This is a genomic window from Pseudomonas sp. MAG002Y (genome assembly GCF_019400845.1).
Classification (GTDB): Bacteria; Pseudomonadota; Gammaproteobacteria; order Pseudomonadales; family Pseudomonadaceae; genus Chryseomonas; species Chryseomonas luteola.
Map to the genome: position 1 here is coordinate 254600 of NZ_WOEJ01000004.1, position 18528 is coordinate 273127.

An 18528-nucleotide genomic window follows, 5' to 3' on the forward strand; every position below is an offset into this window, starting at 1 on the left:
GTTTATACCTTGCGCCAGACCGACGCCAGCCAAGGCTGCTGCTCCCGAGGCAAACCGGCGGGCCGGTAATAGTGTTCCAGTTCGACGAACCCCGTGTCGGTTAGATAACGCTTCCAGCTGTCGAAGTCGTGGTAGGCACCATAGCGCCGACCATTCCAGCCTTCGCGGTTGTCACCTCGCGGATTGGAGCTGAACAGCACGCCGCGCGGCTTGAGCGTGGCATGCAACGCCTTGAGTACGCGTGGTAACTCGCTGAGCGGGACATGAAACAGCGTGGCGTTGGCAAATATCCCATCGAAATGCGCTGGCGGAAGATCCAGGGCAAGAAAGTTCTGATGCAAGACCTCGCACCCCGAATCGGCGCGAGCCATGGCTACGAATTCGGCAGACCCGTCGATGCCCACGGGAGAGTGCCCCAGACGCGTGAACGTTTTCAGGTCCCGACCCGGCCCACAGCCAAAGTCGAGAATGCGCTGCGGGGCCTGACCTTCCAAATGCCTGAGCAGCGCTTCGATGTTCTGGCTGACATCATGATCTCGTGTGCCCTCGCGAAAACGCTCGGCCGTCTGGTCGTAGTCCGCCAGCGTCAGGGCAGTGATTCGTTCGAGCTCATCAGGCAAGGTCATGGCGTCGTCCAGGTCAATCAACGGTTTCGTTCAAATGCCGCTTCCAGGGCATCGTTGATGGTACGCAATACCTTGACCCGGGCGAAGCGTTTATCGTTGGCTTCGACCAGTGTCCAAGGGGCAATTTCGGTGCTGTTGCGCGCGACCATGTCTTCGACTGCGGCGCTGTACACATCCCACTTGTCACGGTTGCGCCAGTCTTCCTCAGTGATCTTGAACCGCTTGAACGGGGTCTCCTCACGTTCTTTGAAGCGCTTGAGCTGCGTATCCGAATCGATGGCCAGCCAGAATTTGACCAGTACGATACCGGCATCTGTCAGCTGCTCCTCGAAATCGTTGATTTCGCTGTAAGCCCTGAGCCAGTCCGCCTCGCTGGCAAAGCCTTCTACCCGCTCTACCAGCACGCGGCCATACCAGGAACGGTCAAAGACGGTAAAACCGCCTAATCGTGGAATATGCCGCCAGAATCGCCACAGATAGGGTTGCGCACGCTCCTCTTCAGACGGCGCGGCAATGGGAATGATACGGTATTGCCGAGGATCGAGCGCACCGGTTACCCGGCGGATCGTGCTGCCCTTGCCAGCGGCATCGTTTCCCTCGAACACGGCGACCAGCGCATGACGCTTGAAGCGCTTGTCCCGCACGAGTCCGGCCAGCCGTGCCTGCTCGGCGATAAGCTGCTCCTTGTATTCGTCCTTGCTAAGGAACTGGGACATATCCAGGCTGCTCAACACGCCACGTCCATCCAGGTTAGGCGGTAGTGGAGCGGTGTGTGGGCTGCGGGGCGGCTGTGCGTCTCGCTCAAGCGCGCCGTTCAAGGCTTCGAGCAGGATGTTGCCTACCATCAGGCTGCGGTAATTTTCGTCGTAACCGGCTACCACATACCAGGGCGCATAGTCGCGGCTGGTCCGCCGCAGAACGTGCTCGCCGTGCTCGACAAACTTGTCGTAGGTCCGGGACTGTTGCCAGTCCAGCGGGCTGATGCGCCAGCTATGCAATGGGTCGTCCTTGAGGACCTTGAGCCGGTGCTTGAGCTGTTTCTTGGACAGGTGAAACCAGAACTTGAGGATCAATGCACCCTCGTCACTGAGCATGCGCTCCAGGCGCTCGGCGTCGCCGATGCCCTCCTCCAGCTCAGCCGATTTGATGCGTTTTTCCACGCGGGCGTGCAGGAGCTGGCTGTACCAGTTACCAAAGAAAATGCCGATCCTCCCCTTGGGCGGCAGGCGCTGCCAGTAGCGCCAGGCCGGTGGGCGCAGCCGCTCTTCCTCGGTTCGCTCCAGAAAGGATTCGACCTGGATCAGGCGCGGGTCCATCCATTCGCTCAACAGCTTGACTGTTTCGCCCTTGCCGGCACCCTCTACGCCATTGATCAGCAGAATGACCGGAAACCGCCCCTGCTCCTTGAGTTTATACTGCGCATCCAGCAGCGCCTGACGCAGCTTTGGTACAGCCGCCTCGTAGGTTTCCCTGTCGATGACGTGATCGGTTTCGGCGGATTCAAACATGCGGCTCTCCCCTGTCAGCCCAGCCTTTCAAGCGCGTATGGCACAGTAATCGTCTTGTATTGGAACCCAAGCGATGCGGGTCGTTCGTTCCAGTGAACGTGACTTTACCGGGTCTAACGACCCCTACATTCAAGATACCGTAATTACCGGACGCTTCATGAAAGAACACATTACGCCTTTTCAACTGCTGATCCTGGTCTTGTCGTTTTATGTATTGGGCTCACTGGTAGCCGATCTGTTTTTTGCCCTGCCGCCAGAAGTCTCGCAGTTGCTCGGTTATCTGGATAATGGGGTTTGTGTCTTTTTCTTCATCGACTTCTGTTTGCGCTTTCGCGCAGCGCCCAACAAATGGCACTTCATGCGCTGGGGCTGGCTTGATCTGCTGGCCTGTATTCCCGCAGCCGGTTTTCAGGGCGCCAAGCTGGTCCGCGTGGTGCAGATCTTGCGCATCCTGCGTGCGATCAAGTCGCTTGCGATGATCTGGCGACTCCTGTTTCGCAATCGCGCCGAAGGCATTGTTGCATCGGCCGCCACGGCGACCCTGCTTCTGGTGGCATTTGGTGCCATTACCATGCTAATGGTCGAAGCACCCAACCCTGAAAGCTCCATTAACACTGCCGAAGAAGCGCTCTGGTGGGCCTTTGTGACCGTGACCACCGTAGGCTATGGCGACTTTTATCCAGTCACAACGCTAGGCCGCATCGTGGCTGTCATGCTAATGATTGGCGGCGTGGGGTTATTCGGCAGCTTTGCCGCGTACATCGGCTCGCTGGTTCTGACGGACAAGGATGAGCAGGACGCCCACGAGCAGAACACTGACCGCGAGATGATGCGTGCCTTAATGGCCAAAGTAGATGAACTGCACGAGGAAGTCCGAACGCTGCGCCAGGAACTGCATGCCACCCGCGCGGCGGAAATACCGGATCCGACGAAGGATAGCTAAGGCTGCGCCCTGCTGAATTGACCGGGCATTACAAAGAAAACGTCGATGGGCGTCGGTTGGACTGGCGTCTTTATCAGCACGCTAGATCTCTAGCGGTAAAACTCCCCGGCGTGAACGGCCACACGCTCTAGGGCCGAACTAACCCCCTGCTTTTTCACTCATCTTTACTGAACCCACCGCTTGGCTGACAGCGAAACGCACAGGCAAATCTTTAACTATTGTCAGGCTTATATGACAGTTTGATGAAGATTGATCGACGCCACTGGTTCGCCAGCAATGCCCCCGATACTCTCGGAGGCGATATGCTCAGCTGAGCACCAAGTCCTTACAGGAGAGGGAAATGTCGTTTCGTATTCAAGCGCGTAAGCGGGTTGACGATGAGATCCGCCGTGTAGTGGTTGAACGGATAGAAAAAGCCCAGGAATCCTTGAGCGCAGGCTCGGCCAAAGGCGTGCACAACGCCCGCAAGCGGCTAAAAGAAATCCGCGCCGTGCTGAGACTGGTGCGCGAACCCTTAGGCAAAAAAGTCTTCACGGCTCAAAACATTCGCTTTCGCGATCTCGGTCAGGGCTTGTCCAGCCTGCGTGATGCCGCAGCCGTCATCGAAAGCTGGGATGCCCTGACCGAAACCAACCGCAAGCGCTTCAATTCACCGGCCATGAAGCGCGTCAGGGGTCGACTCGTCGAGCGGGCTGAAAAGGCGTCCCAAGGCGAGGCAGCCAGTTCCCATGCCGATCTGGTGGAAGAACTGGAAGACGCCAAGTACAAGGTGTCTACCTGGAAGTTCAAAGGCAAAGACTTTGGCCTTTTGGAAAGCGGCATTCTCAAGACCTACAAAGACGGCCGTCTGGCACTTAAGGTCGCTCGCAGTAATGCCACTGACGAAACCCTGCACGAATGGCGCAAGCGTGTGAAGGATCACTGGTATCACACACAGCTGCTGATGGACGCCTGGCCAGAGCACTTCAAATCACGCCAGAAGTGCCTGGAAAAGCTGTCTGCCTATCTGGGTGATGACCACGACCTGGCGGTGATGCAGCTTTTGCTCGAGCAGGAGTCTGATCTGTTTGGTGCCGTCAGCACACGTCAGGCCATCAACGAAAGCATTCTTGTCCACCGCGCGCAATTACAGGCCAAGGCCATGGAGCTGGGGCAGCGTATTTACGTAGATAAGCCGGACGCGCTCCTGGAGCATTGGGAAAAGCTGTGGAACATCACAGCCATGCCGAGCAAGGCTAAAAAAGCCAAGAAACACGAGCCAGCCGGCCTGTTGCCCTATCTGGTCGAGCCGGTCACCGCATAAGCGGATCGACTCGCCTCATGCGGGTCAGGGCAGCTAATCGCCGCTCTGGCCCGAGCTAGACATGTTCCTGCCTTTTTCTGCAAATTTCGCAACATTAACGGGCACATTTCCTTCAATTAGCCTTGGAACTTGTCTTCCTCGGTGCGCTTCGAAGCTAGTGTTCGATGCGGGATGGTCGGTCAAGCCAGGCAAAAAGATCAAAGGGAGCGGCAACAGCGCCTGCACTCTTTCAGATATGGCCAGATCAAGCCGACCGTCACAAATCAACACTTTGTGCATGACGCATGCTGGACGAGACGTGCCAGCCCGTGCGGCGGCCATCCCCTATTTCCTTGAGGTGTGTGCCATGAAGACGAAACACGTGATTGCAGGTCTGTTGCTGTCGGTTGCCGGCACTGGCTTCGCCTGGGCCGATCAGCCTGGTGCGGACTGGATGCCCAAGAAAGAAGTCGAAGCCAAGATCATTGAAAGCGGTTATACCTCCGTGAGCCGCCTGGATGCCGAAAATGGCGAATGGGTTGGCAAGGGCCTCAAGCTCAACTCGGAGAAGTATCGTTTCCGGGCCGATCCCCGTACCGGCAATATCATCCAGGAAGAAATCGATCGTGAAGAAGTAGGTCGTAAGACGATCGATTGATCCGCTGTTTACCAGCCCTGCGTAGAACTTGGTCTCTTGCAGGGCTGAAACCTATTCTCCATCAGCCTTTTCTCGTGGACGGATCTTGCCGCGGAACACCCAGAAGCCGTACGTGCTGTACGCCAGGGTGAACGGAATCAGTACGGCAAACCCAGTCAGCATGAACGCTTGGCTCGCGGTCGGTGACGATGCCTGAAAAATGGTCAGCGCAGGCGGGATGACCAAGGGGTACAAGGCCAGAATCAAGGCGGCGTACGCCACCATAAACCAGCCTAATACAGCAAACAGGGGCAGATAATGGATGCGGCACGGCAATGCCTTCCAGAAGGCCAGCGCCAGAAGCGCCATCAGTCCTAGAAGGGGGATCACCCACTCGCCCTGGGCCCAGCGCTCCCGATACAGGGGGTGAAGTCCTGCGGTCCACACGATGACCAGCCCCATGAGCAGCAAGGTGAACCCACCCAACAGCGATGCCTGTTTTCGGGCCCGAGCCTGCAAATCACCCTCCGTGCGCCAGACCAGCCAGCAGGCTCCCAGTAGCGCGTATCCCACCACCAGGCCGATGCCACAGGTCAGCGTAAAACCACTCAGCCAGTCCCAGCCATTACCCGTGTACCGGCTGCCATCGTTTGGAATCCCCTGAATCAACCCACCCAGGACAATGCCCTGGCAAAGGCTGGCCAGCGTAGACGCCCCTGCAAATGCCGCATCATGCCAGCGCCGATGTGCCGGAGTTGCGCGGTCACGAAACTCCAACGATACGCCCCGAAACACCAGAGCCAGCAACATGGCAATAATGGGTACATACATGGCGGTAAAAAAGATGCTGTATGCCGCGGGAAACAGAGCCAGCAATCCGCCGCCACCCAGCACCAGCCACGTCTCGTTGCCATCCCAGATGGGGAGAATGGAAAACGCCATGACATGGCGGCTCTGCGTCTCTTTGTGGAACGGAAACAAAATACCGACACCCAGATCCGTCCCGTCCAGCACCACATAAGTGATGATGGCGAATGCCAGCGCCGCGGCAGAAAGTTGATGGATCAAATCGGCGGACATGGAATTACTCACCGGTCTCGTTGGCAAGGGAGGGTTCGGGGCCCTTTTCATCAGCCCTGGGTGCCCTGGCCATGGCCCGAAGCATGTAGAGAAGCCCGATCCCGAAGACGATCACATAGGCAGCCAGAATGCTTAAGGTTGAGGTCATGACGAAAGAAAAGGACTGTGCCGAACTGCTGTCAGCCGTGCGCAACAATCCATAGACCGTGAATGGCTGTCGCCCGGTCTCGGTCACGACCCATCCGGCCAGCATGGCGATAAAGCCGGCCGGTCCCATCGGGAGCACGATCCAGTGCAGCCAGCGGGCGGTGTACAGGCGTCCACGCGTACGCACGATCAGGCTGGCAATGCCGACGGTCGCCATCAGCAGGCCCAGCCCTACCATGAGCCGAAAGGCAAAGAATACGATAGGGACTGGAGGGAGATCGCTGGCCGGAAACTCGCTCAGGCTTTGGATGGTGCCGGTCCAATTGTGGCGCAGGTACAAGGAGCCGATATGCGGGATCGCCAGTTCGAAATGATTACGCTGCTGATCCATATCCGGTACGGCAAACAGCCGTAGCGGCTCGCCCTCCCCCGGTGCCGGTCGGTTCCACGACCCCTCCATAGCCGCGACCTTCTGCGGCTGATGTTCCAGGGTATTTTCCCCATGCAGATCCCCGGCAATGATCTGCAGCGGCCCAACGATGGCTACTACCCACATGGCCATGGAAAACATGATCCGCGCCCGCGGATTCGACGCATCGCGCAGCAGATGCCAGGCGCCAACAGCCCCCACCATGAAAGCGGTGCCTAGAAAGGCGGCAAAGGTCATGTGAACGAAGCGGTAAGGAAAGGAGGGATTGAAAATAATGGCGAGCCACTCTTCCGGCACGAAACGGCCATCCGGCCCGATGGAGTAACCGGCAGGCGTGTGCATCCAGGAGTTGGCGGCCAGAATCCAGAAAGCGCTGAACAGCGAACCCACCGCTACCGCACAGGTTGTGAAGAAGTGGAGCTTGGGGCCTACCTTCTTCATGCCAAACAGCATGACGCCGAGGAAACCGGCCTCCAGAAAAAACGCCACCATGACTTCATAGAACATCAACGGGCCGATGATCGAGCCCGCCTGAGTCGAAAGGCGCCCCCAATTAGTCCCGAACTCGAACTCCATGACCACACCCGATACGGTCCCGACCGCCACGTTCAGCGCAAAGATCTTTAGCCAGAACTTATAGAGATCAAGATAGGCCTGCTGTCTTTTCCACAGCCAGAGCCCTTCCAGGGCCATGAGAAAATTGGCGAGTCCGATGCTGAACGCAGCCAGCACGATATGAAAGCCGATAGTGATGCCAAACTGGGCTCGGGCGATCTGCAGGGCGGGATCAGTGACGTCCATAAAAACCTGAAGGGCAAGCGTTACGAAGCGAGAGGCTTTGGCCGCTCGGCTTCAAACCTCGCTATTGCGACAACAGGGATGGCGTTTCAATTCCATTTTAATACTGACCCAGCGCCTCACATCTTGCTTAGCGGAGGATAAACCCGGTCGCGCCCGGCCGCCTTGGCGGCGTAGAGCGCCTCATCGGCTGACTTGATCAAGTGCTGGCTGGTCGCCCCCTTGCCCTTGGGAACACAACTGAAGACACCGGCACTGATCGTGACGATACGGCCGTTTTCATTACCCTCATGCAGGATCGCCAATTTGCGAACAGCGTTGAGCATGTTTTCGGCCACCTGATGGGTACCGGCATCGTCTGTATCCGGGAGCAGCACTGTAATCTCTTCGCCCCCATAGCGGACAGCCAAGTCGACAGCGCGACGGGTACAGGACAGCACGGCTTCCGCTACGGCCTTGATGCACTCGTCGCCAGCTGGATGACCATAGAGGTCGTTGTAGCGCTTGAAATGATCGATGTCGATCATGATGATGCCCAGCGACGTCTGCGCCCGCCGGGCCCGGCTGATCTCGGCCTTGAGGGCCATGTCGAACTGCCGCCGGTTCGCAAGCCCGGTCAGGCTGTCTTCCATGGCCATTTTCTCCAGCGCATGGTGCGACTCACGTAGCGCCCGCTCCGTCTCCAGGTCGATACGGATCTGCCGAATCAGGGCCAATCCGAACCCGGCTACGGCAATCAGCAGAATCCCGGTAATAAACGACCGGCTCATGTCCTTGTACCAGGACGCCAGGGCCGCTTCCTTGGAAACAGCCGCCATGACCACCAGTGGGTACTTGTCCATCTTGCGGTAGGCCGACATACGCTCGACCCCATCCACAATGGATTTCACCATGCCCGTCCCGGTTGCTGAGACCGGTAGCAGCTCGCTGAAGATACGCCCCTTGGCCAGGCTTTTGCCGATCAAGGCTTCGTCAAACGGGCGGCGCACCAGTATGGTTCCGTCATGGAGGGCAAGGAAGATAGTCCCCTGCTGATCGATATCGAAGTCTGCGTAGAAACGATTGAAATACTCGACTCTCAATGTTGCCAGCGCGACGCCGGCGAAGCGCCCGTCGGGATGATTGATCCGCCGAGACACCGGAATCACCAGCTCGTTTGTCGTGCGGCTACGGATGACCGGCCCGATATGCGGTCCCAGGTCCTTATGGGTACGGTGATAGGCAAAATATTCCCGATCCCCATTGTTCATGTTTACCGGATCGTGACTGTTCGAGGTGACGATCCAGCGCCCGTCCTGGTCGTAGATGAACAACCCATGCAGCTGGGGCAGTGCATTTATCCGATCCTGCAACCAGGCCTTCATGCGGACCCGGTTGGTCTCTTCGATTCCATCCCAGGCTAGTCGCTCGGCAATGCCGGCCAGAACAATATCGACCTCTTCGACCGTATCATCGGCATGTTGCGCCAGTGAGCGTGCCAGGTTGGAAGTGGCGACCTCGGCCTCCTGAAGCCGCTCGCCCCGCCCCCGTAAGGCCTGCCAGATATCCAGACTGAAAAGGGACAGGCAGACCAGGATCACGAAGCCGAGCGCGAGACGCTGTGACGGCCATCGGCTGGCCCTCTTCGAGATCTCGTGGGGGTCTGGCATGCTTCGCTATCCTTATAATCTTCTTACGACGGCGAACCCATCACCGCAGTGTTTCAATCATAGCCAAAGGTCATCAGACAAGCCGCTGTTTTATTTGATCTTCTGGTGTCAATGAGGTCTGGGACAGCGCGAACCCCTTCTTGCCGCGCCGCTTGACCTCATACATGGCCCGATCGGCATTCTTGAGCAGCTCGTCCAAATCCACACCCTGCTCCGGATACAGAGCGATACCGATGCTGGTAGAGAGGTAAAGGCGGTGCGGCCCGATGATCAGGTCAGCCTCAATGGTCTTCAGGATCTTCGTGGCGACATTGCTGGCATCCTCGATCCGCTTCAAATCACCCAACAGCACAACAAACTCATCGCCCCCCAGGCGGACCACCGTATCACTCTGGCGTACAGCACTCTTCAGGCGATGCGCTACTTGCCTGAGGACTTCATCGCCCACGTCATGCCCCAGGGTGTCGTTGATCTCCTTGAAGTGATCGAGGTCCATCAGCATGACCCCCAAGACCTCCTGATTTCGCTTGGCCCGCTCGATGGCCATGCTCATCCGGTCGGCCATCAGCGTGCGATTGGGCAAGCCGGTCAAACCGTCATGCAGAGCCTGATAACGCATCAGCTCCTCGGCCCGCTTGCGCTCGGTAATGTCGTAGGCAATCCCCAGATACCCCGTGATCTGGCCCGTCTGGCCACGCAACGCCGTCACTGCCAGGTTGACGGGTAACCTTACCCCGCCACGGCAGACAAAACCGCATTCGTGTTCCTCCTCGGGCTTTTCCTGCGCCAGCCTGACAAAGCTCTCCCACTCCGTCACCGTACGGCCCAGCGCCTGGCTCAGCTGCTCGGCCTTGACCGATTGCTCATTGGCATCCAGCAGGTCGCTGATGTACTGCGTCTCGACCAGCTCTGCCCGGGAGTAGCCCAGCAGCCGCTCACCGGCCGGATTAACTGTACGCAGGCGGCCCTCAGGATCGGTCGAGAAGATGCAGAACGGCGAATGCAGCAGGATCGCCTCGTTCAGAGCACCTGTCATCAGAGCCTGCTGCCGTGCCTGATGCAGGTCAGTCTGGTCACTGATCAGCACAATCAAACGCTGGACTCCATCCTGCTCGGCGACCGTAATGGCCATGTTCAGGCTGCGGCACTGACCTTTTGCCGACGCGTATTGCGTGTCGAGCCAGACACTGCTGGTCGTACCCTGACGCAGATCATTCAAAATGCGATCACCCTTCATAGCCAGCAGATGCGCCAGCGAGCGCCCCTTGGCCTCAGCAGCCGGCAAACCCAGCATCTGCTCACCTGCTGGATTGATTTTCAAGACAGTCATGGCCGGGTCGCTTTCCGTGATCACGATGCCTTCCGCCGCCCCGTCGATAATAGAGCGTATCCGCGCTTCGCTTTCCCGGTAGGCGCGACTCATACGATCTGCCAGTTGCTCGGCACGGGCACGCATGGTGGCCAATGACGCCACCAACACACAGAGCAGCAGGGTAAGTCCCAGACCACTGAACAATACGACCTGTGCACGGCTGGCAGGGGCTGCTGTCTCGAAGGCAGGCAAGGTAACGAAACGCAATGTCCACTGCCGTCCGGCTACGTCAATATGTTGGAGGCTGTCGAAGCGGGGTATGTAACCTGGCAGGGTACTTACTAGATCCATACGCCTTGAATACAGGCGGTTTGCCGCTGCAGGTTGCTCACCATCGTAGATTTCAAGTGCCAGATCATCGGCACGGTCTTTCAGGGCGGCCGTCATCAGATCGCCCATCCTGAAGGGGGCGAAAACAAATCCTCGCAAGGCCTTGCGTCGCTGCTCGACCGTCTGGGTCGGCATGTCGCTGAAATAGGACGGTACGAACATCAGGGTACCGGCCTGAGGGTTCTCGGTCTCCTGCACAAGCGTGATCTTCCCGCTCAGGCTTACCTGGCCTGAGTCACGGGCCTGTTCGGCCGCCGCTCGCCGGTTCGCCTCGGAAAACATATCGAACCCGAATGCCCTCAGGTTGCGTCCCATAAAGGGCTCAATATAGAGAACAGGAATGAACGTATCGCGTCCGCTGCCGGTTCTGATCTCGTAACCTGGAAAGCCCTCTTTCTGGACACGCTCCTCAAAACTGCTCTTATCGTAAGCGGCAATCAACGGGGCGAAACCAAAACCCTGCATCCCCGGGTAATCCTCTTCGAGTCGCATGTTTTCGGCAAACTGGCGCCATTCCAGTCGGGAAATTTCATCGCCGGCATTGAACAGACTACTCCCCGCCCGCAACAGGCGTTCATAGCGCGCCATTGCGCCATCCAGCTCCCGGGTAATTTCCGATGCGCCACGGGAAAAGCGCTCACGGGCGGCCTCCTGCTCAGAACCTTGCAGGATGTGCCAGGCAAACAGCGTCACGGTAAGCCCAAGGGCTGCCACACTGGAGACCAGTACGAGGGAGCGCTGGGTTAGCCACAGGGAAAACGAGGATTGAAACATGATCATTCAACGAGACAGTCAGATGGATAGGCGGTAACCCAGTCTTCATATCGGCAGAAAGCAATGGAGTTTAAGGTCTGACCTGCAGCGAAAGCCGACCGGTGTAAGGCATGCAGATGAGCGCAGAACAGGTATAGCCAAAGGCTTACACGCACAAGGCGTCATTGGCTCTAGGTATGAATGCGTAAGGTGCGTAATCTACACCTATCGGACTGCTGCGCAGGAAGCGCTCAGGTAGATCAAGGATGAATGACCAGGCCAGGATGGCAGCTCGACAGGACGTTGAGTAAGGTCAACCAGAAAACCCGCTTCGGCGGGTTTTTTGTTGCCCGCCAGAAAGTCTTTTTCCTCGCCTTACCATCCCCGCGTACCCATGCAAGTCGTTTAGCCTGTTTTTCTTGCCGCGGTCACATAACGTGATCAGAAATCAGTAGCAGGATGCCAACCGTTTCACTACCCTACGCCGCTTCTTGTTGGCAAATAGCCATCAATCGGCAAGGCTAGCAGCAGATGATCGTCCGTCTGCCCGTTGCACCTTCGTACTCATGTTTTTGTGAGGGGCGCCGATACAACGATCAAGCTGATTGAGCTGATGAAGCCAACTGAAAACGCTCAGGCATGAGCCTTAGGTGGCAGGAAATTCGACGGACCGTAAATACCGTCCAGTTAGTTTGCGTCATCCAGTTTGCTGAGCCTTGTTAGCCCTTAGAAGCAAATACAGATCATGAATACACACAACACTCAAAAGCATTACGAACAACGCCAGCCGCAAGCCTATCGGGGCACGCCGTTTTGTGTGCATTCGACCCAGTGGCTGGGCGCTGTACTGCGCAAGTTTGATGTCGCTGAAACCAATTATGCTTCGGAGCAGGCCCGCTATTCGCGCCTGAATGCCAGCTCCGATCCGGAAGAGGTACTCGCCTTCTTCGTCCTGATAAGCACCCTGGTAACCCAGGCACTGGACTGCCATCCGTTCCCCGAGCCGCTGCAGGCTGAGTTGGAGCGTCTGGAGCAGCACCTTGAGATGACTGTCAACGGCATGCGCGCCCTCTGCGACGCGTGACTGTTCAGGGGTAGGCCTTGCCAGACAATGCCTGCCCCCCTGCATTATCTCCTCTTCTTGATACCCCGCCCCGCCTGCCAAACTTGGCGCCTGTCTATTTGCTTTTATCCGTTGTAGACCATGACACAGGCTCGCCCTGCCCGCTTGGCCTCATACAGGGCTTCGTCAGCATGACGCAGCAGGGTGTGCACAGACAGACCGGCATCAGGGTAAAGCACCACACCAATGGACGAAGTGGTCTTGAGCTCTCCACACGGCAGCATCCATGGCGCTTGCAAGGCCAGACATAACCGCTCAGCAATGGTGACCGCCTGAACCTCGTTTACCTGGGCCAGTACGATCACGAACTCGTCGCCGCCAATACGGGCATACAGGTCGTTGGCACGCAGGTTCTGCTTGAGCCTGCTGGCGAACCTAATCAGCAGCTCGTCCCCCACATCATGCCCCCTCTCGTCATTGATGGGCTTGAATCGATCAAGATCCAGATACAGGACGGCAAAGTTTGAATCGGCCGATGCCTGATCGATCCTGAGCTGAATCTGGTCCATCAGGAAGCGTCTGTTGGGCGCTCCCGTCAGAGGATCGTGGTAGGCCAGCGTTTGAAGATGCTGATCGTAGGCTTTACGTGCTGAGATATCACGGCAGGCAAAAACGACATTGTCCAGAACGCCCTCATTCGTATAGGTACTGGAGAGATGCGTTTCGAACCATATGCAGTGCCCTTGGGCATGGTAACAGCGGCATTCGACCGTCGTATGCGAGACGCTACCCTCCAATAGCATTCGAAACGCACTGCGCAAGGGATCAATATCGTCCGGGTGGATCAGTTCGAACATGTCACGCCCCAGATAGATAGCCGCCCGATGCCCCAGGACATGCTCAAAGGAAGGCGAAACATATTCGATGCCTACTTCCGGCTTGAACACACCAATGATGTCGAGCATGTTGTCAGCAATCAGCCGATAACGCTGTTCACTGGCTTCCAGTGCCTGCTCAGCCACACGACGCTCGGTAATATTGCGGCTGACGATCACAAGCTGGTGGCGATTACCCGCTTCATCGAAACTGGGTGTCTTGATCACTTCCCACGTGTTGAGACGGCCGTCCAGCCCCATGAAGGATTTCTGGATACGCAGCGCCGACCCTTTTTGCCAGGCCTGCTCGTCGGTCTGCACGTTGTAGACAAAAGCCTCATGGAACTCCGGTCGAATCAGCGCCAGCTCCATGTCGGTCTTGCCCACATAGTCAACGCCTTGCAGGCGATAGGTGTCGATCACGATCCTGTTGGTAATCAGCCATCGTCCCCGCCCATCCTTGAGCACAATGAACTCCTGTATGGCATCGATAAGGCCACGGAGCTGAGATTCGCTATCGAGCATGAAAGCAGAAGTGGTCATGGCAGAAGTCTGGTAACTGGGGTGCCTCCAGGTAGGACGCATCTTGTACACCCTGTATCGGCGCAGCCTGCAACAAATTGACATGACCATCCGATCGCCCGATGGATGACCATCAGACCGTGGATACCTCATGCAGGCAGCAGGCCCTCAGCCAATCTCAACTTTTCGTTGAGATGCCTTAAATTATTTCTCATAGAGCAAATCTGCCCAGCGCTTAGAGTGGATCGTTCAATGGAGCGGAGACGATCATGATTGTTCTCAACAAGGCGGTTGGTGACGCCCTGCGTCAAAACAAGTTTGCCAATGTGAAAGGAGCAGACTTCAGCCTGACGGGCAACTTTGACGAATTCGTCCGGCTGACCCATAGCTGGGAAGCTATGGAGCGCGACAGTTATTATGGCCAGGCCGAGTCGGGCGCACGGTTCAGACGCTACAGCGATTTCGAGTACCACCCCGTCAATCAGGAGCTGCGCCAGCTCGAACATCGCCCCTATGTACAATCCTTGGCTAACAATCGCTATGTAGGCGGCATGGAGCGGCATTTTCAGGACTTCTCCGATGAAGTAATCGCCTCCCCTGTTCTTCGCAGCCTGATCGCCCTGGATTTCGAGGTGTACAAAAGCGTATTGCCAGCGCATCTGCATAACGATATGTGGCAGTGCCAGATTCACCAGATTCGGATCGAGATCAACCCCGGCCAGCAGGTCGAAATCACGCCTGAGGGAATTCACTGCGACGGCTACCCCTTCAGCGCAATGCATTTCTGGGGTCGGCATAACATCACAGGCGCCGAAAGTCGGTTATATAACGTACAAGAGGAGCTGCTCGCCGCGCTGACTTACGAGCACATCCTGGACACGACGTTTTTCCTGGACCGGGAGATGCGTCATTACGTGACGCCTGCGTCCACGAAGGACCCAAAGCGCCCGGCATTCCGTCAGATCATCGCCATCTCTTTCTCTAAACCTGGGACGGCCCATGACATTGTGCGGTAAACCTATGAACGGTCCGATTTCAGCCCGGCAATGAGAGGATGGTGTGAATACGCGTGTTTTAACCCGGAAAGCTCCTGAGCTACGCACCTTCAGCGAGGCCAGTCCGGTCGTCGCTGGCTATTTTACGGTCTCGTTCGTTTTCAGCCTGATGGCTGTGAATGCAGGCTATCCGCTCTGGTTGCCGGTCGCCATGTGCTTGTTCGTCTATGCCGGTGCCTCGCAGTTCGCCGCTCTGGCACTGATGACGGCTAACGCCTCGATCATCACTATCGTGATGACCACCTTTCTGATCAACGCCCGTCACATGCTGATGTCGATGTACATGTCCAGAGCCCTGCGCACGACAGGCCTGAGCCGTCTGGAACGGTGGGTGTATGCGGCGGAGCTGACGGACGAGTCCTTTGCCTTTCACAGCAGCAAGTTGCAGAAAGGCGTTGCGGTCAATGCCCGTTATCTGATCTCGTTCAACCTCTTCTGTCACAGTGCCTGGGTGCTGGGCGCGCTGCTGGGTGCTCTCAGCTCGACCTACACTGCCCACCTGGTCCAGTACAAGCTCGACTATGCCTTGACCGCCATGATGCTGTACGTGCTGGTCTCGCTTTGTGATTCCAAGGGCAAGCTGGTGGCTGCTCTGGCGGCGGTGGCCTGCATGGGTGTGCTGAACCTGCTGTTCGAGTCCGCCCTGAATGTCTTTATCGCCACGTTCTTTGGCTGCTGGATAGGCGTATGTCTCAAGAAACGTTCCTGATCCTGATAATCGTCCTGATGACCGCGGTGACACTGCTACCACGGGTGCTACCGATGCAGCTCAGTACCGAGCGCTGGCCAGGATTCCTCACGCGAACGCTGGAGTTTCTGCCCGTCTGCATCGTTGCGGCCATTACCCTCACACCACTGGTGGTGACGGAAAAGCATGTGAGCCTCATGCGGCCCGAATTCGTTGCCGCCATACCGACGCTGTTATGCGCTTATTTCAGTAAGAACCTGCTCCTCAGTGTGGCGGTAGGCCTGTTGTCGTATATTGCGCTGGGGCGAGTGCTGTAAGGGACGGGTCAGCTGCTCCAGGGCACGAATAGGCAAGTCGACATTGTTGACGACCAGGCGTACCGGCAGCGAATCCTCAAACCCCGGTACGATGGACAATCCATGCTTGCAAGCCGCCGCCCGTGAAACGACGCCCAAGCCATCGAGTTGTTTGATCAGCGAGACGGTCAGGGTTTCGCTACCCGAATAGATCATGCGATGCCCCCATTGGCTCACCGTCTGACCACTGTCCAGAAACCGCTCGAAACTGGTGGAATAAGGGCAGTCGCTGGTCGGCCTAACAAGCAGCTTGTCACTCAGGTCGCTGTACGCCTCTGCATCGGCACCGTGGTAAGCACCTACGACATCAATATGAATATCAGCCAGCTCAAGGCTGGCCAGATCGGCTTGCGGTGGTCCGATCAGTACCGCAAGGTCGATATTGTCGTTACGCAGCTTGCTGAGGTTCTCGATGGACTCGGCAAAGCTGAACTCCAGGTGATAATCGCTGAAGACCTGCATCATCCGCTTGACGATGCACTGGTTGATATCGGCCGGTAGCGTGCTGTTCAGTGCGGCCCGCAGCAGCCGTGGCGTGGCTTGGCTTAACTCGGCAGCTTTGCTGTCCAGTTGCCGGGCGGACTCCACCACCTTCTCGATATAAGGCATGAGCGCGTGACCACGCTCGGTCAGGTGCAATCCCTTGTTGGATCGCTTGAAAATCCTGAACCCGAACTGGTCTTCCGCCTTGTTCAATTGCGCCGCCAGGGCCTGCACGGTCAGGCAGGCCTCATCTGACGCGGCAGACAGAGAGCCTGTACGCGCCACCCGCGTCAGGTTGCGCAGCGTTCTGACATCCATTTTGACGCCCTCGATCAGAAAGGAGCGATGCTGTAGCGATCTGATCACACAATGCTGCGATCTTCTACCTTACCTTAGCAGCTGTCTCAGTGCCTGGCGGTATTAGAGCAGGAATAGCCCACATGAAAAATAGGGGCATTGTGCCGCTGCGGTAATATCAGACGGGAAAAGGAAACGGTGACGGACACGCCCAAACAGGCATGTCCGCTGTAGAGTATTTAGAAATCGATTTCAACGTCCCCTTGCGGAACGCTGCAGCAGGACAGGATGTAACCTTCGGCCTCGTCCTCTTCGGTAATGCCGCCGTTGTGCTCCATGACAACCGAACCACGGGTCTTGAGCACCTTGCAGGTGCCGCAGATGCCCATGCCGCATGCCTTTGGAATATGCAGGCCCAGCTTGGCAGCCGCTCCGTGCACAGTCTCACCTGGTCCAACACGTACACTCATGCCGCTGCCCGCAAATAACACCTCGCACTGATCCGCCAGCGGAACCGGCGGTGTGTCGGCCGCAAGACCGGCCTGTTCGAGAACCTCTTCCTTGACATCCGCAGGCGTCGCGCCAAAGGACTCCTCGTGATAACGGGCCATATCGTAGCCCAGCTCGCGCAGCATGGTCTTCACAGCATTCATATAAGGTGTCGGGCCACAGCAGAACACCTCGCGATCACGAAAATCCGGCGCCATCAATTCCAGCATGCGCCGATCAAAGAAACCGCGATATCCCGCCCAGGCCTCACCAAGATCACTCCGCTCGCACACAAGATGCAGCGAGAAATTAGAGACCCGCGAGGCCATATGCTCCAGCTCGCGGTGATAGATGATGTCCTTTGGCGTGCGGGCACTGTGTACAAACACCATGTCCACGTTAGCGTTCGTGTCGAAGAACCAGCGGGCCATGGACATCACCGGTGTGATACCTACGCCACCGGAGAGCAGTAGGACCTTGTCGGACGGGTAGTCGATGGCATTGAACAGCCCCACCGGCCCATGCACCGCAAGCTCCTGCCCTTCACGCAGGTTGTCATGCAGCCAGTTCGATACCTTGCCACCCGGGACACGCTTGACCGTGATCGAGAAGCTGTAGGGCACGGAGGGCGAGCTGGAGATTGTGTATGAACGCATCATCTGCTGACCCTCAATCTCAAGCTCCAGCGTCACGAACTGACCGGGTTTGAAAAAGTACATCAGGGGTACGTCCGCCATGAAGCAGAAGGTTCGTACATCCCAGGTTTCCTGAATCGCCTTGACGCAACGTACCGCATGGCGACCATTGGCCCAGGTCTGCGTAGTAACCGGATTCAGAAAGCTGTTCATGCACGTGCCCTCACGCGTTGAGACCCGCCGCATCTTCAGGCGGTGATGGGGCGATTGTGGAGAGGCCCTTTCGTCGGCATTTACCTGCCAACGACATCGGCATGCTTAGAGCGACCAGCCCAGCGTCCACGGGACTTGCCGCGTCGGGAAATGATTCGACCATGTCGCGCGTGGATAAGGCCCCATCCAGACGCAGCCCCACACTGATTTCACCAACCACACGGGCAGTCTTGAACAAGCTGTCCAAACGCCTTGCATCACAACCCTATCAGCCACTTTTTCACCGGCGCACCTGTA

16 protein-coding genes are annotated in these 18528 nt (G+C 57.3%); 7 read left to right on the forward strand and 9 right to left on the reverse strand.

Annotated elements, in window-relative coordinates:
* Positions 1 to 2: 2 nt before the first annotated feature.
* Both GM154_RS08110 and pap read right to left on the reverse strand, forming a co-directional pair.
* A complete protein-coding gene (locus GM154_RS08110) occupies positions 3 to 626 on the reverse strand; it encodes a bifunctional 2-polyprenyl-6-hydroxyphenol methylase/3-demethylubiquinol 3-O-methyltransferase UbiG (RefSeq protein WP_010796180.1) in 624 nt (207 codons plus the stop codon).
* Between the two features lie 17 nt (positions 627 to 643).
* Complete coding sequence (pap, locus tag GM154_RS08115) at positions 644 to 2134, reverse strand: polyphosphate:AMP phosphotransferase (protein WP_219651759.1); 1491 nt, start codon at positions 2132 to 2134, stop codon at positions 644 to 646.
* A gap of 157 nt (positions 2135 to 2291) precedes the next feature.
* Between pap and GM154_RS08120 the strand changes: the two genes are divergently transcribed.
* The 3 genes from GM154_RS08120 to GM154_RS08130 all read left to right on the forward strand — a co-directional run bounded on the left by GM154_RS08120 (position 2292) and on the right by GM154_RS08130 (position 5017).
* Positions 2292 to 3077, forward strand: coding sequence for an ion transporter (locus GM154_RS08120; protein ID WP_219651861.1), 786 nt, complete (start codon positions 2292 to 2294; stop codon positions 3075 to 3077).
* A gap of 340 nt (positions 3078 to 3417) precedes the next feature.
* Positions 3418 to 4380: a CHAD domain-containing protein gene (locus GM154_RS08125; RefSeq protein WP_219651760.1), complete on the forward strand. Its 963-nt coding sequence runs from the start codon at positions 3418 to 3420 to the stop codon at positions 4378 to 4380.
* A gap of 346 nt (positions 4381 to 4726) precedes the next feature.
* On the forward strand, positions 4727 to 5017 hold the full coding sequence (locus tag GM154_RS08130; protein ID WP_010796185.1) for a PepSY domain-containing protein: 291 nt from the start codon (positions 4727 to 4729) through the stop codon (positions 5015 to 5017).
* 51 nt (positions 5018 to 5068) lie between these two features.
* On the opposite strand, the gene cydB is transcribed toward GM154_RS08130, so the two are convergent.
* From cydB to GM154_RS08150, 4 genes are all read right to left on the reverse strand, one after another.
* The gene (cydB, locus tag GM154_RS08135) at positions 5069 to 6076 is read right to left on the reverse strand and encodes a cytochrome d ubiquinol oxidase subunit II (RefSeq protein ID WP_219651762.1); all 1008 of its coding nucleotides are present in this window, start codon (positions 6074 to 6076) and stop codon (positions 5069 to 5071) included.
* Between the two features lie 4 nt (positions 6077 to 6080).
* Positions 6081 to 7454: a cytochrome ubiquinol oxidase subunit I gene (locus GM154_RS08140; protein WP_010796187.1), complete on the reverse strand. Its 1374-nt coding sequence runs from the start codon at positions 7452 to 7454 to the stop codon at positions 6081 to 6083.
* A 116-nt stretch (positions 7455 to 7570) separates the two neighbouring features.
* On the reverse strand, positions 7571 to 9100 hold the full coding sequence (locus GM154_RS08145) for a sensor domain-containing diguanylate cyclase (RefSeq protein WP_074827188.1): 1530 nt from the start codon (positions 9098 to 9100) through the stop codon (positions 7571 to 7573).
* 73 nt (positions 9101 to 9173) lie between these two features.
* Entirely contained in the window at positions 9174 to 11576 is a 2403-nt protein-coding gene (locus GM154_RS08150) for a CHASE domain-containing protein (protein ID WP_219651764.1), read from the reverse strand.
* Between the two features lie 724 nt (positions 11577 to 12300).
* Between GM154_RS08150 and GM154_RS08155 the strand changes: the two genes are divergently transcribed.
* Positions 12301 to 12639: a hypothetical protein gene (locus GM154_RS08155; RefSeq protein ID WP_010796190.1), complete on the forward strand. Its 339-nt coding sequence runs from the start codon at positions 12301 to 12303 to the stop codon at positions 12637 to 12639.
* A 104-nt stretch (positions 12640 to 12743) separates the two neighbouring features.
* Here GM154_RS08155 and GM154_RS08160 read toward each other — a convergent pair whose 3' ends face one another.
* A complete protein-coding gene (locus tag GM154_RS08160; RefSeq protein WP_074827192.1) occupies positions 12744 to 14036 on the reverse strand; it encodes a sensor domain-containing diguanylate cyclase in 1293 nt (430 codons plus the stop codon).
* A 248-nt stretch (positions 14037 to 14284) separates the two neighbouring features.
* Between GM154_RS08160 and GM154_RS08165 the strand changes: the two genes are divergently transcribed.
* Genes GM154_RS08165 through GM154_RS08175 form a run of 3 tightly spaced genes read left to right on the forward strand, consistent with a single transcriptional unit; the run spans position 14285 to position 16075 of the window.
* The gene (locus GM154_RS08165) at positions 14285 to 15031 is read left to right on the forward strand and encodes a 2OG-Fe dioxygenase family protein (RefSeq protein WP_219651766.1); all 747 of its coding nucleotides are present in this window, start codon (positions 14285 to 14287) and stop codon (positions 15029 to 15031) included.
* A gap of 43 nt (positions 15032 to 15074) precedes the next feature.
* Positions 15075 to 15779 (forward strand): AzlC family ABC transporter permease, encoded by a 705-nt coding sequence (locus GM154_RS08170; protein ID WP_308460602.1) that lies wholly within the window; start codon positions 15075 to 15077, stop codon positions 15777 to 15779.
* Complete coding sequence (locus GM154_RS08175; protein ID WP_219651768.1) at positions 15758 to 16075, forward strand: AzlD domain-containing protein; 318 nt, start codon at positions 15758 to 15760, stop codon at positions 16073 to 16075. Before GM154_RS08170 ends, GM154_RS08175 begins: the two co-directional genes overlap by 22 nt.
* On the opposite strand, the gene GM154_RS08180 is transcribed toward GM154_RS08175, so the two are convergent.
* Both GM154_RS08180 and GM154_RS08185 read right to left on the reverse strand, forming a co-directional pair.
* Positions 15992 to 16915 (reverse strand): LysR family transcriptional regulator, encoded by a 924-nt coding sequence (locus GM154_RS08180; RefSeq protein ID WP_074827276.1) that lies wholly within the window; start codon positions 16913 to 16915, stop codon positions 15992 to 15994. The genes GM154_RS08175 and GM154_RS08180 overlap by 84 nt on opposite strands.
* A gap of 218 nt (positions 16916 to 17133) precedes the next feature.
* On the reverse strand, positions 17134 to 18231 hold the full coding sequence (locus tag GM154_RS08185; protein ID WP_219651770.1) for a hybrid-cluster NAD(P)-dependent oxidoreductase: 1098 nt from the start codon (positions 18229 to 18231) through the stop codon (positions 17134 to 17136).
* Between the last annotated feature and the right edge of the window lie 297 nt (positions 18232 to 18528).

Bases quoted from the DNA above. Each gene is read 5' to 3' on its own strand.
- GM154_RS08150 (WP_219651764.1), bottom strand. From the start codon at position 11,576: ATGTTTCAATCCTCGTTTTCCCTGTGGCTAACCCAGCGCTCCCTCGTA.
- GM154_RS08185 (WP_219651770.1), bottom strand. From the start codon at position 18,231: ATGAACAGCTTTCTGAATCCGGTTACTACGCAGACCTGGGCCAATGGT.
- GM154_RS08155 (WP_010796190.1), top strand. From the start codon at position 12,301: ATGAATACACACAACACTCAAAAGCATTACGAACAACGCCAGCCGCAA.
- cydB (WP_219651762.1), bottom strand. From the start codon at position 6,076: ATGTCCGCCGATTTGATCCATCAACTTTCTGCCGCGGCGCTGGCATTC.
- GM154_RS08110 (WP_010796180.1), bottom strand. From the start codon at position 626: ATGACCTTGCCTGATGAGCTCGAACGAATCACTGCCCTGACGCTGGCG.
- GM154_RS08165 (WP_219651766.1), top strand. From the start codon at position 14,285: ATGATTGTTCTCAACAAGGCGGTTGGTGACGCCCTGCGTCAAAACAAG.
- GM154_RS08130 (WP_010796185.1), top strand. From the start codon at position 4,727: ATGAAGACGAAACACGTGATTGCAGGTCTGTTGCTGTCGGTTGCCGGC.
- GM154_RS08125 (WP_219651760.1), top strand. From the start codon at position 3,418: ATGTCGTTTCGTATTCAAGCGCGTAAGCGGGTTGACGATGAGATCCGC.
- GM154_RS08120 (WP_219651861.1), top strand. From the start codon at position 2,292: ATGAAAGAACACATTACGCCTTTTCAACTGCTGATCCTGGTCTTGTCG.
- GM154_RS08180 (WP_074827276.1), bottom strand. From the start codon at position 16,915: ATGGATGTCAGAACGCTGCGCAACCTGACGCGGGTGGCGCGTACAGGC.
- GM154_RS08160 (WP_074827192.1), bottom strand. From the start codon at position 14,036: ATGACCACTTCTGCTTTCATGCTCGATAGCGAATCTCAGCTCCGTGGC.
- GM154_RS08145 (WP_074827188.1), bottom strand. From the start codon at position 9,100: ATGCCAGACCCCCACGAGATCTCGAAGAGGGCCAGCCGATGGCCGTCA.
- GM154_RS08140 (WP_010796187.1), bottom strand. From the start codon at position 7,454: ATGGACGTCACTGATCCCGCCCTGCAGATCGCCCGAGCCCAGTTTGGC.
- GM154_RS08175 (WP_219651768.1), top strand. From the start codon at position 15,758: ATGTCTCAAGAAACGTTCCTGATCCTGATAATCGTCCTGATGACCGCG.
- pap (WP_219651759.1), bottom strand. From the start codon at position 2,134: ATGTTTGAATCCGCCGAAACCGATCACGTCATCGACAGGGAAACCTAC.